This is a genomic window from Candidatus Accumulibacter sp. ACC007 (assembly GCF_907163205.1).
In the GTDB taxonomy this organism is placed as follows: domain Bacteria; phylum Pseudomonadota; class Gammaproteobacteria; order Burkholderiales; family Rhodocyclaceae; genus Accumulibacter; species Accumulibacter regalis.
In genome coordinates this window covers 79,869-92,214 of record NZ_CAJQUD010000006.1, presented here as the reverse complement: position 1 = coordinate 92,214, position 12,346 = coordinate 79,869, and the positions used below count along the sequence as shown (strand labels likewise).

The 12,346-nt window shown below is 62.4% G+C and carries 8 protein-coding genes and 1 pseudogene; 1 reads left to right on the top strand and 8 read right to left on the bottom strand.

Going from position 1 to position 12,346, the window contains the following annotated elements; translation table 11 throughout:
- From QZ634_RS14270 to QZ634_RS14235, 8 genes and pseudogenes are all read right to left on the bottom strand, one after another.
- Positions 1-348, bottom strand: coding sequence for a ribonuclease domain-containing protein (locus QZ634_RS14270; RefSeq protein ID WP_291989952.1), 348 nt, complete (start codon positions 346-348; stop codon positions 1-3).
- 68 nt (positions 349-416) lie between these two features.
- A complete protein-coding gene (gene aspS, locus QZ634_RS14265; RefSeq protein WP_291989431.1) occupies positions 417-2,219 on the bottom strand; it encodes an aspartate--tRNA ligase in 1,803 nt (600 codons plus the stop codon).
- A gap of 21 nt (positions 2,220-2,240) precedes the next feature.
- A complete protein-coding gene (locus QZ634_RS14260) occupies positions 2,241-2,894 on the bottom strand; it encodes a DUF502 domain-containing protein (protein ID WP_291989429.1) in 654 nt (217 codons plus the stop codon).
- Positions 2,895-3,154: 260 nt separating this feature from the next.
- Positions 3,155-3,466 (bottom strand): annotated as a pseudogene (locus tag QZ634_RS14255) (FmdB family zinc ribbon protein); the annotation flags it as partial.
- 117 nt (positions 3,467-3,583) lie between these two features.
- Complete coding sequence (locus QZ634_RS14250; RefSeq protein ID WP_291989950.1) at positions 3,584-4,435, bottom strand: A24 family peptidase; 852 nt, start codon at positions 4,433-4,435, stop codon at positions 3,584-3,586.
- Between the two features lie 18 nt (positions 4,436-4,453).
- Positions 4,454-5,692: a type II secretion system F family protein gene (locus QZ634_RS14245; protein ID WP_291989427.1), complete on the bottom strand. Its 1,239-nt coding sequence runs from the start codon at positions 5,690-5,692 to the stop codon at positions 4,454-4,456.
- Positions 5,693-5,705: 13 nt separating this feature from the next.
- Complete coding sequence (gene pilB, locus QZ634_RS14240; protein ID WP_291989425.1) at positions 5,706-7,424, bottom strand: type IV-A pilus assembly ATPase PilB; 1,719 nt, start codon at positions 7,422-7,424, stop codon at positions 5,706-5,708.
- A gap of 260 nt (positions 7,425-7,684) precedes the next feature.
- The gene (locus QZ634_RS14235; RefSeq protein ID WP_291989423.1) at positions 7,685-9,973 is read right to left on the bottom strand and encodes an NADP-dependent malic enzyme; all 2,289 of its coding nucleotides are present in this window, start codon (positions 9,971-9,973) and stop codon (positions 7,685-7,687) included.
- 317 nt (positions 9,974-10,290) lie between these two features.
- On the opposite strand from QZ634_RS14235, the gene fusA reads away from it, so the two are divergent.
- Positions 10,291-12,339 carry an elongation factor G gene (fusA, locus tag QZ634_RS14230; RefSeq protein WP_291989421.1) on the top strand — a complete coding sequence of 683 codons (2,049 nt, stop codon included), beginning with the start codon at positions 10,291-10,293 and terminating at the stop codon, positions 12,337-12,339.
- Positions 12,340-12,346 lie beyond the last annotated feature (7 nt).

The following is a 12,346-nucleotide window of genomic DNA, read 5'->3' as shown; positions in this document are numbered from 1 at the left end:
CTATTCGCGGATGCGGCGGAAGCTGCGGTAGTGATCGCTGGTGTAGTAATACTCGCCGGAGGTGGCGACATCGCCGCCGCGTCCCTCTCCGGCAACGATGCGCCGCGCACCGCGGTCGCGGCTGCCTGGCGTCGGCACCGTGTATTCACGATAGTAGGCGCGTGGCTGCAAGGGGAGGTGCTTTTCGAAATTACCGAAATTGCTGCCGTCCTTGTGCGGATAGGGGAATGGTCCGCCTTGCTTGATCAGGCGCAAGGTGTGCAGCGCTTCGGCGGGTAGCTCGGCCAGCGTGATGCTCGCCAGGGGAGCGCTCTCGCGTGCCTGCGTGGTGCCGCTCGGGCCGAGCAGGCCAAGCAGCGCAAGTAGCGCTGCGACCAGCAGCAGGCGAAAATGCCCAGCGGCGCGTAGCACGACTGCTAGCCCTTGCCGACCTCTACCTGCGTTTCGACTTTCTGGCGCAGGCGGATATGCAGCTCTCGTAACTGCTTCTCGTCGACGCTGTTCGGCGCGTCGGTGAGCAGGCACTGCGCCCGTTGCGTTTTCGGAAAAGCGATCACGTCGCGGATCGACTCGGCGCCGGCCATCATGGCGACGATGCGATCCAGGCCAAAGGCCAGGCCGCCATGCGGTGGCGCACCGTACTTGAGCGCGTCGAGCAGGAAGCCGAACTTGAGCTGCGCCTCGTCGTCGCCGATACCGAGTACCTTGAAGACTCTTTCCTGTACCTCGGACTGGTGGATACGCACCGAGCCGCCACCCAGCTCGGAACCGTTCAGTGCCAGGTCGTAGGCTTTCGCCAGGCAGCGACCGGGGTCGCTCTGCAGCAGCTCCAGGTGGCCGTCCTTCGGGCTGGTGAAGGGGTGGTGGCAGGCCGTCCAGCGGCGCTCGGTTTCGTCGAAGTCGAACATCGGGAAGTCCACGATCCACACCGGCTCCCATGGATTGCCGTTGAGGAAGTTCTTTTCGTGACCGATCCTGACGCGCAGAGCGCCGAGTGCGTCATTGACCACCTTGCTCTTGTCGGCGCCGAAGAAAATCAGATCGCCGGACTGCGCGCCGGTGCGTTCGACGATGGCCTTCAGCGCAGCTTCATGCAGGTTCTTGACGATCGGCGATTGCAGGCCGGTTTCGTTGAGCTGGGTAACATCGTTGACCTTGATATAGGCCAGGCCGCGAGCACCATAGATGCCGACGAACTGGGTGTAAGCGTCGATCTCGCCACGCGTCAGAGTGGCGCCGCCGGGAACGCGCAAGGCAGCAATGCGGCCGCCCGGGCTATTGGCGACGCCGGCAAAGACCTTGAAGGAAACGTCCTTGAGCACGTCGGTGACTTCGACGAGTTCGAGATCGACACGCAGATCCGGCTTGTCCGAACCGTAACGATCCATCGCCTCGCCGTAGCTCAGGCGGGGAAAGGGGTTGGGCAGTTCGACGGCCATTACCTCGCGGAACACCGCCCGGATCAGCTCCTCCATGAGCGTGACGATTTCGCCTTCGGCCATGAACGACGTCTCGATATCGACCTGGGTGAACTCCGGCTGGCGGTCGGCGCGCAGGTCCTCGTCGCGAAAGCACTTGACGATCTGGTAGTAGCGGTCGAAGCCGGCGACCATCAGCAGTTGCTTGAACAGTTGCGGCGACTGCGGCAGGGCGAAGAACTGCCCCGGATGAACGCGCGACGGCACCAGATAGTCGCGCGCGCCTTCCGGCGTGCTCTTGGTGAGCATCGGCGTTTCGATGTCCATGAAGCCGGCGTCGTCGAGGAAGCGACGGAAGGCGCGTGCCGTCTGGTAGCGCAGCTGCATGTTCTTCTGCATCTGCGGACGGCGCAGGTCGATCACCCGGTGCTGAAGGCGAATGCTTTCCGACAGGTTCTCTTCGTCAAGCTGGAACGGCGGGGTTGCCGAAGCGTTGAGGATCTCCATTGCGTGACAGAGAATCTCGACTTCGCCGCTGGCGATGTTGGCGTTCACCGTACCTTCGGGACGGGCGCGGACCTTGCCTGTAATGCGCAGGCAAAACTCGTTGCGCACCGTTTCAGCGGCTGCGAACATTTCCGGACGATCGGGGTCGCAGACGATCTGGGCCAGGCCCTCGCGGTCGCGGAGGTCGACGAAGATGACGCCGCCGTGGTCCCGCCGCCGATGCGCCCAGCCGCAAAGCCTCACCTCCTGGCCGATGAGCTGTGAATTGACTTGTCCGCAATAATGAGTTCGCATGCTGTTTCCGGGTGGCTGGTATCAGATATTGTTGGGGTCGATGGGCGGCGTAGCGGCGGTGGTCTGTTTCGACGCTGCCGCTTTTCTGGCCGGTGGCGCCACAACGCCCATCGAGATGACGTACTTCAGCGCCGTATCGACGCTCATGTCCAGTTCAATGACGTCGCTTCTCGGCAGCATCAGGAAGAAGCCCGAGGTCGGGTTCGGCGTCGTCGGCACGTAGACACTGACGTAGTCACCGTCGAGATGGTGAAGCACATCGGCGCCCGGCGTGCCGGTGAGGAAAGCGATCGTCCAGGCCCCGCGCCGCGGGTACTCGATCAGCAGTGCCTTGCGAAAAGCGTTGCCGGACGACGAGAAGAGGGTGTCGGACACCTGTTTGACGCTGTTGTAGATCGAATTGACGACCGGAATGCGCGCCAGCAGATGTTCCCACCACAGCACCAACCGCTGGCCGATGAAATTGGCCGCCAGCAAGCCGGTGATCATGATGATCAGCAGGGTCAGGATCGCTCCGGCACCCGGGATGTCGAAGCCGAGGAGCGTGCGCGGGTGCATCGCCGCCGGCAGCAGGCGCATCGATTGATCCATGGTGCCGACGATCAGCACCAGTACCCAGGCCGTGATGGCCAACGGCACCCAGATCAGCAGTCCGGTAATGAAGTAGCGCTTCATTCCTTGCCGTTGGCCGCCGGCGTGCTCTTCGCGCTGGTGGAGGCAGTGTCCGGACTCGTCGAAGTTCCTGCCTTCTCCGAACCGGTCGAGTTTGCCGCACTCGGTGAACTCGCCGTACCGCCGGCGGCTGGGCCCTCCTTGCTTTCGGATCCCTTGGTGGCCGTCGACGGGGCCTTGTTGCCCCCCTTGAAATCGGTCACGTACCAGCCGCTGCCTTTCAACTGGAAGCCGGCAGCCGTGACCTGCTTTCTATCAGTGTCCGGACTCGTCGAAGTTCCTGCCTTCTCCGAACCGGTCGAGTTTGCCGCACTCGGTGAACTCGCCGTACCGCCGGCGGCTGGGCCCTCCTTGCTTTCGGATCCCTTGGTGGCCGTCGACGGGGCCTTGTTGCCCCCCTTGAAATCGGTCACGTACCAGCCGCTGCCTTTCAACTGGAAGCCGGCAGCCGTGACCTGCTTTCTATACGTGGCCTGGCCGCATTCAGGGCAGATGCTCAAGGCCGCGTCACTGAGTTTTTGCAGGTGATCCTTCGTGAAACCGCATGTTTCGCAGCGATAGGCGTAAATCGGCATGACAAGCCCTCAAAGGACGCAGGATAGCGCCCGAAAGGGCACGATTATACGCGAACCCAGGTGTCGTTTACCCGTCCCCGGCGCGTCGCAAAGGACCCCTGTTGCCGGCCGGTAGAGCTACAGCAGGCTCAGGTAGGCGCGCGTAAGTGGCTTGCCCCAGAAGAGTGCCAGCAAGCCAGCGGCCGCCAGGTAGGGGCCGAAGGGAATCGGCACGCTGCGTCCGCGCTTGGCAATGGCGATCAAGGCGATGCCGACCACTGCGCCAAGCAGCGACGAGAGCAGGATGGTCAGGGGCAGCATCTCCCAGCCGAGCCAGGCGCCGAGCGCGGCGAGCAGCTTGAAGTCGCCGTAGCCCATGCCCTCCTTGCCGGTGGTCAGCTTGAACACCCAATAGACCGACCACAGGGCAAGATAGCCGCACACCGCCCCGATCACCGCCGACTGCAGGTCGGCAAAGGTGCCGAACAGGTTGAACAGCAGGCCCGCCCAGAGCAGTGGCAGCGTGATCGCATCGGGCAACAGCTGGCTGTCGAAGTCGATGCAGGTCAGCGCGATCAGGCTCCATATCAGCAGCATGGCGGCAACAGCCGCCCAGCCATAGCCGAAATGGAAGGCCGCAAGGGCGGACAACAGGCCGCTTGTCGCTTCAACCAGTGGGTAGCGGGGCGAGATGGGTGCCGCGCACGCCGAACAGCGGCCACGGAGAAACAGCCAGCTCAGTACTGGAACGTTCTCGAGCGCAGTAATCGCGTGTCCGCACGCAGGGCAGCGCGAGCCGGGTCTGGCCAGCGACAGTGGTTCGTGTGGCGGTGGGTCCTGACCACACAGTTCGGCGCAGTGGTTGCGCCAGTCGCGTTCCATCATCATCGGCAAGCGGTGGATGACGACGTTGAGAAAGCTGCCAACCAGCAGCCCGAGCACGGCGCAGATCAGCGCGAACAGGGCAGGGGGCAGGTCGGCAGGGAGCAGGTCGGGCACGATCCCAGGTTAGCCGACGACGGCGCCCAGTTTGAAGATCGGCAGGTACATGGCAATCACCATGCCGCCGATCAGGACGCCGAGAACGACCATGATGATCGGCTCCATGAGGCTGGAAAGCGCCTCGACCGCGTCGTCCACCTCGGCCTCGAAGAAATCGGCAACCTTGCCGAGCATTGAATCGAGGGCGCCGGACTCCTCGCCGATGGCCACCATCTGATTGACCATGTTCGGGAAAAGTGCGGTGTTCTGCATCGCCGAAGTGAGGCTGGTACCGGTGCTGACCTCACCCTGGATCTGCCTGGTGGCGACCTTGTAAACGTAGTTTCCGGCAGCGCCGCCGACCGATTCCAGTGACTCGACCAGCGGCACGCCGGCCGCGAACATGGTGGCCAGCGTCCGCGTCCAGCGGGCGATCACCGATTTGCGAATGATGTCGCCGAAAATCGGCAAGCGGAGAAACAGGCGGTCGAAAGCCATCTGCATCTTTTCCGAACGTTTCCAGGAATAGAAGAAGCCATAGATGGCGGCACCGGTACCGCCGAAAATGGCCCACCAATAGTCGATGAAGAAGTCCGATATGGCGATTACCACCAGTGTTGGCGTGGGCAGATCGGCACCGAAGCTCTTGAAGACCTCCTTGAAGGCCGGAATGACGAAAATCATGATCACCGCAGTGATAATGAAAGCGACGACGATGATCGCCACCGGGTAGAACAGTGCTGCCTTGATCTTGGACTTGATGGCGAGCATTTTCTCCTTGTAGTTCGCCAGGCGGTCGAGGAGCGTTTCGAGAATACCGGCTTGCTCGCCGGCTGCGACCAGGTTGCAGTACAACTGATCGAACTGCAGCGGATGCTTGCGGAACGCTTGCGACAGGGAACTGCCGGTCTCGACGTCAGCCTTGATGTCCAGGAGCAGTTTGCCGACCGACGGGTTGTCGTGCCCGCGCCCGACGATTTCAAAGGTCTGCAGCAGCGGTACGCCGGATTTCATCATCGTCGCCAGCTGGCGCGTGAACAGCGTGATGTCCTTCTCGGTGATCTGTCGCCCACCCTTGAAGCGCTGCTTCGTGACCTTGCTGACCAGAATCCCCTGCCGCCGAAGCGTGGCGCGCACGACGTTCTGGCTGTTGGCGCGCTGCTCGCCGCGAACGACCTTGCCAGCCTTGTTTTTCCCTTCCCAGAGAAATACGTATTCCTTGACTTCCGGCTCGGCTTTTCTGGTGCGTTTCGCTGCGGTCGCCATTATTCCCCCGTTTTCAAGCGTTGGTGCTGCCGAGAATCTCGTCAAGAGAGGTGAGCCCTTGCTTGACCTTCAGCAGGCCGGAGCGGCGTAGATCATTGACCCCCTCCAGCCTGGCCTGGGCGGCGACGTCATGCTCCGTGCCGTTGGCCATGACAATGCGCTGAATCGCCTCGGTCACGGGCATCACCTCGTAGAGACCAACACGTCCCTTGTAGCCACTGCTCTTGCAGCGTTCGCACTCGCCCGGACCGTAGAGCGTCCACGTTCCATCCAGATCACTTTCCAGGAAGCCGGCGTTGAGCAAGGTCTCGACCGGTGTGTCGAGTTGCTTCTTGCAGGTGCACAGCCGACGTACCAGGCGTTGCGCGGTGATCAGCAGAATGCTCGAGGCCAGATTGAAGGTCGGGATGCCCATGTTCATCAGGCGGGTCAGCGTTCCCGGCGCATCATTGGTATGCAGCGTCGACAAGACGATGTGCCCGGTTTGCGCCGCCTTGATCGCGATTTCCGCGGTTTCGATGTCGCGGATCTCGCCGACCATGATGATGTCCGGGTCTTGCCGAAGAAAGGCCTTGAGCGCCACCGGGAAAGTGAGCCCGGCTTTGTCATCGACGTTGACCTGGTTGATCCCTGGCAGGGGTATTTCGGCCGGGTCTTCGGCGGTGGCGATGTTGACCCCGGCTTTGTTCAGAATGTTGAGGCAGGTATAGAGCGAAACCGTTTTTCCCGAACCGGTTGGTCCAGTGACCAGGATCATTCCGTAGGGACGGTGGATGGCATCGAGCAACAGCGCCTTCTGCTCGGGTTCGTATCCCAGCGCATCGATTCCGAGGCTGGCGCTGGCCGGGTCGAGAATCCGCAAGACGATCTTTTCCCCGTACATGGTTGGCAGAGTGCTGACCCGGAAGTCGATGGATCGACTCTTGGACAGCACGAGTCGCATCCGACCGTCCTGGGGGACGCGCTTCTCGGCAATGTTCAGGCGCGAAATGACCTTGATCCGCGAGGCGATTTTGTCCTTGATGACCAGCGGCGGCGCCGCCACTTCACGCAAGATGCCGTCGGTTCGAAAACGGATGCGATAGTTCTTCTCATACGGTTCGAAATGGATGTCGGAGGCGCCGTCGTTGATCGCGTCCAGCATCATTTTCTGAATGAACCTGACGACCGGTGCGTCGTCAACCTCAAGCGTTGACGCGGCCTCGTCGGCCCTTTCCTGCGTCTGCTCGTCGGTGAACTCGAGGTTGATGTCCTCGCTGGTGAAGCTCTTCAAACTCTCCTCGACGGTTTCGGAGAGCTTGGCGACCAGGGGGCCGAGCTTGTTTTCCTCGACGATTACCGGGTCCACTGCCAAACCCGTCTGGAAGCGAATTTCATCAAGCGCGCGCAGATTGGTCGGATCGGCGATGGCGATTGCCAGGCGGTTGCCACGCTTGTGCAGGGGCACGACGCGATGGCTGGCGATCAGCTTGCGGTCAATTGCGCTTTTCTGGATTTGCGCGTCGTCGAAAGCGGACAGGTCGAGCAGGGGGTAGCCGAACTTCTCGGCGGCAAAACGGGCCAGGTCAATGAAGGTCGCCTTGTTGGCGCTGACCATCTGTTCAATCAGCGAGGTCCGGTTGGCCGCCGCCTGCGCGAGCAAGGACTCCGCCTCGACTTCCTTGAGCCGACCAGCTTGCACCAGCGCACGGGCGAGACCACTGAGTGGGGAGTGTTGCGGATTGGCTGCCATTGTTCGCGATAGGGCCCTGCAATGCGTTGTGAACCATCAGGTCCCGGCTATGCCGAGTTATTAGCCCTCCCGATGATGCATTGACTCGGCGTGTTTGTAAAGCGGCGGGTTTACGGCAAGAATCCCGCTCCCGGGGCCGCTTGCGGAGCGTGCTGTTCCTGGCCAAAGCAGCCGGTGCGCCGAAGGCGCGCGGTGCCATGCAGCCGGCGCGCGCAATGGGCGACGCTCGGCGGTGCGCCTCGCCGGCCGCTGTGCAGCGCTTACTCGCTCGCCGCCTCGACGACGATCAGAGCGCTCATGTCCACCACTCGACGGACCGTCGACGTCGCCGCCAGCACATGCACCGGGCGCGCCGCGCCGAGCAGGATCGGGCCCACCGACATGCCGTCGCCACCGGTCATCTTGAGCAGGTTGTACGAGATGTTGGCGGCGTCCAGGTTGGGCATCACCAGCAGATTTGCCTCACCGGTCAGCGGCGACTGGGGGTCCGAGCGCTCACGGATGCTTTGTGAGAGGGCGCTTTCACCGTGCATCTCGCCGTCGATTTCCAGGTCCGGCGCCTTGGCGCGGACGATTTCCACTGCCCTGGCGACCTTGCGGGCGCCAGCGGTGAGCGAAGATCCGAAGTTCGAGTGCGAGAGCATGGCTATTTTTGGGCGGATCGCAAAGCGACTGACCGCCTCGGCCGCCATCAGCGTTATCTCGGCCAGCTGCTCGGCGTCGGGATCCTCGTTGACGTGCGTATCGCAGAGGAAAAGGGCGCGGCCGGGCAGCAGGACATGCGTCATCGCGGCCATTGTCGTGCGCCCGGGCTCCTTGCCGATGACCTCGTCGATTTGCCGCAGGTGATGCGCGAAGCGGCCGGAGAGGCCGCAGAGCATGCCGTCAGCGTAGCCGAGGCTGAGCAGCATGGCCCCGATGATGGTGTTGTTGGTGCGCAAGCGCGTCTTGGCGATGTCGACGGTCACTCCGTGGCGCTTGCGCAACTGGTGATAGGCAGTCCAGCACTCCTTGTAGCGCTCGTCGCTGGCCGGGTCGACCACCTCGAAATCGGTACCCGGGCGCAACTTCGACGAGATCCTCTTCAGGCGAGTCGCAATGACCTCCGGGCGACCGATCAGGATCGGCCGCGTCAGACCCTCATTGATGATCGTCTGTGCGGCGCGCAGCATCCGCTCGTCCTCCCCGTCGCAATAGACGATGCGCTTTTCGCTGCTGCGCTTGGCGGCCGAGAACACCGCGCGCATGCCGACGCCGCTTTGGTAGACGAACTCGCGCAGCTTCTCCCGGTAAGCTTCCATATCGGCGATCGGTCGGGTGGCCACTCCCGAATTCATCGCCGCCAGGGCAACCGCCGGGGCGATGATGGTGATCAAGCCTGGATCGAAAGGCTTGGGGATCAGATAGTCGCGGCCAAAGACCAACTCCTGGCCGGGGTAGGCCATGGCCACTTCGTCGCTCACCTCCTCCTGCGCCATCGCCGCCAGGGCTTTGACGCAGGCCATTTTCATCTGCTCGTTGATGCCCGTCGCACCGACGTCGAGCGCGCCACGGAAAATGAAGGGGAAACAGAGAACATTGTTGACCTGGTTCGGATAGTCCGAGCGACCGGTGGCGATGATCACGTCGGGGCGAACTTCTCTGGCCAGTTCGGGCATGATCTCCGGGTTCGGATTGGCGAGCGCAAAAACGATCGGATCCTTGGCCATGTTGGCGAGCATCTCGGGTTCGAGGATCCCTGCCGCGGAGAGTCCGAGGAAGACGTCGGCCCCCTCGAGTGCTTCACCGAGGGTGCGGCACTCAGTGTCGCGCGCATAGCGCGCCTTGTTCGGCTCCATGTCGGCGTCGCGGCCGGCGTAGATCACGCCTTTCGAGTCGCAGACGAGAATGTTCTCGCGACGTACGCCGAGATCGCACCACAGGTTCAGGCAGGAAATCGCCGCCGCCCCGGCTCCGGAGCAAACGACGCTGACTTCGGCGATTTTCTTGCCCGTTACCTTGAGCGCATTCAGGATCGCTGCCGACGAAATGATCGCCGTACCGTGCTGATCGTCGTGAAAGACAGGAATCGACATCCGCTCCTTGAGCTTGGCTTCGATATAGAAGCATTCCGGAGCCTTGATGTCTTCCAGGTTGATGCCACCCAATGTCGGTTCCATCGCGGCGATCATGTCGATCAGCCGGTCGGGGTCCCTTTCGGCCAGTTCGATATCGAAGACATCGATTCCGGCGAATTTCTTGAACAGGCAGCCTTTACCCTCCATCACCGGCTTCGCTGCCAGCGGACCGATGTTGCCCAGGCCAAGTACCGCCGTACCGTTGGTGATCACCCCGACCAGGTTGGCGCGCGAGGTATACAGGCTGGCCGAGCCGGGATCATCGACGATGGCGTGGCAAGCGAAGGCGACGCCCGGAGAATAGGCCAGCGCCAGGTCGAGCTGGTTGTTCAGTCCTTTGGTCGGCTGGACAGCTATCTTGCCCGGAGTCGGCTCGCGGTGATACTCGAGGGCAGCCTCACGAAGATCGGCCTGGCGCAGATCGTTTTCCATTTGGGACTCCTGACGCGGTGTTCATCAAAAATAAAGCGCGTCACTTTAGCTGACTGACGCGGTTTACACAAAACGGATGTTCTGGCGAGTTGTTTTTCCGGCCAAGATCTCTCGGCTGGCGTGGCTGCCGCTGCCGATGTCTGTCCGCCTGCCGGAGCGTGGCCGACCCTCTGTCGATGGCATTCCCGAAGCCGGTCGCGAGCAGCGCGCGCGACGCTCGCGGCGGGAGTAAAATGATGTCAGCACGCGCGGCCTGACATGCCATGTGGCTAGAGGGGAAGCTGCGGCGTGCGTTCGACTTGAATGGGAGATGATGAATGGGCCAAACCACCACCAGTATGCTGCGCGCTGTCGCTCTTGTCGGCCACGGTGCTGCTGGCAAGACGACGCTAGCCGAAAGCCTGCTCGCTGCCGCCGGCGCTATCAGCAGCCGCGGTGCCGTCGAAAGAGGTAACACCGTTTGCGACTTTGATGCGCAGGAAAAGGAATTCGGCCACTCGCTGAACGCGACCCTGGTGGGGTTTTCGTGGCAGGACGTGTATGTGCATCTGATCGATACGCCAGGTTTTCCGGACTTCGCGGGGCAGGCGATCAGCGCTCTGGCCGCGGTCGATACCGCACTGGTGGTCATCAACGCGCAGAATGGTATCGAACTCTCGACTGAAAAGATGATGCAGCTGGCCGCCGCTCGCGGCGTTTGCCGGATGATCGTCATCAACAAGATCGACGCCGACAACGTCAACCTGCCGGCGCTGGTCGGCGAGATTCGCGAGCGCTTCGGGCGCGAGTGCATGTTGCTTGACTTGCCGGTCAAGCACGGCGCAGAGGTCGTCGAGTTGCTTGGTCACGACAGCGGCGAGAGCGATTTCGAATCGGTGGCCGCGGCGCACCGCGCCTTGATCGATCAGATCGTCGAGGAAGACGAGGATCTGCTCGCCCGCTATCTTGACGAGGGTCTCGATCCCAGCCCGGAGGAACTGCACCTGCCGTTCGAGAAAGCACTGCGTTCAGGCCATCTGATTCCGATCCTGTTCGTTTCGGCAAGAACCGGCGCTGGCATCCGGCAACTACTCGACGCGCTTGCCCAGCTGGCACCCAGTCCGGCCGAGGGCAACCCGCCGCCGTTCTATCGTGGCGAGCCGGGCGGAGCGACGGAAGCATTCCGGGCGGACCCAGACCCGGAAAAGCACGTTCTCGCGCACGTCTTCAAGATCGTCAGTGATCCCTTCATTGGCAAGGTTGGCATTTTCCGCGTTCATCAGGGCACCATTCGCAAGGACTCGCAGCTCTTTGTCGGCGACGGCAAGCGCCCGTTCAAGGTCGGTCACATCTACCGCCTGCAGGGCAAGGAATACCTCGAAGCCGAGTCACTGGTCCCTGGCGATCTCGGTGCGGTGGCCAAGGTCGACGAAATAGAATTCGACTGCGTGCTGCACGATTCGCACGACGAAGACCACATCCACCTCAAGCCGCTCGAGTTCCCGCAGCCCATGCAGGGCCTGGCCGTGCATGCCAAACGCAAGGCCGACGAGCAGCGCCTGTTCGAGATTCTGCGCAAGCTCGAGGTCGAAGACCCGTGTTTCCGGATCGAACGCCATCCGACGACCAATGAAACGGTCATTCGCGGCATCGGCGAAATGCACCTGCGCGCCAAGCTCACCCGGCTGGCGCAGCAGTACAAACTCGAACTCGATACTACGCCGCCGCAGATTGCCTATCGTGAAGCGATCACCACCTCGGCCGAAGGGCACTGCCGGCACAAGAAGCAGAGCGGCGGCGCCGGTCAGTTTGGTGAAGTGGCGCTGCGCGTCGAACCGCTCGCGCGTGGTGCCGGTTTCGAGTTCGTCGATATCGTCAAGGGCGGCGTCATCCCGGGCGTGTTCATGGCCTCGGTCGAGAAGGGTGTCCGTCAGGCCCTGGCCGATGGCGTTGTCGCCGGTTTCGAAGTGCAGGACTTGCGGGTCACCGTACACGACGGCAAGTCGCACCCGGTCGACGGCAAGGACATCGCTTTCCAGACCGCCGGCCGCAAAGCGACGATCGAAGCGATTCGAGCGGCCAAGCCAATCATTCTCGAACCGGTGGTCGAAATCGAGATTCTCGCTCCCGAAGCGATGACCGGCGACCTCACAGGCGATCTTTCCAGCAAGCGCGGCCACCTCACCGGCACGCAGCCGCGCGGGCCGGGAGTGATGGCGATCACCGGCGAGGTGCCGCTCGCCGAACTGGACGGTTATCAGTCACGCCTGAAATCGCTGACCGCGGGACAGGGCTCGTTCAGCATCGCCTTCTCGCATTACGCGCAGGTGCCGCCGGCGACGCAACAGCAGCTTGTCTCCGAGCATCAGGTGGTCGACGAGGAATAGGGGCCAG

What these genes read in the sequence shown, in the direction of transcription:
- QZ634_RS14245 (WP_291989427.1), bottom strand. Translation starts at nt 5,692, where the DNA reads ATGGCGACCGCAGCGAAACGCACCAGAAAAGCCGAGCCGGAAGTCAAG.
- QZ634_RS14235 (WP_291989423.1), bottom strand. Translation starts at nt 9,973, where the DNA reads ATGGAAAACGATCTGCGCCAGGCCGATCTTCGTGAGGCTGCCCTCGAG.
- fusA (WP_291989421.1), top strand. Translation starts at nt 10,291, where the DNA reads ATGGGCCAAACCACCACCAGTATGCTGCGCGCTGTCGCTCTTGTCGGC.
- aspS (WP_291989431.1), bottom strand. Translation starts at nt 2,219, where the DNA reads ATGCGAACTCATTATTGCGGACAAGTCAATTCACAGCTCATCGGCCAG.
- pilB (WP_291989425.1), bottom strand. Translation starts at nt 7,424, where the DNA reads ATGGCAGCCAATCCGCAACACTCCCCACTCAGTGGTCTCGCCCGTGCG.
- QZ634_RS14260 (WP_291989429.1), bottom strand. Translation starts at nt 2,894, where the DNA reads ATGAAGCGCTACTTCATTACCGGACTGCTGATCTGGGTGCCGTTGGCC.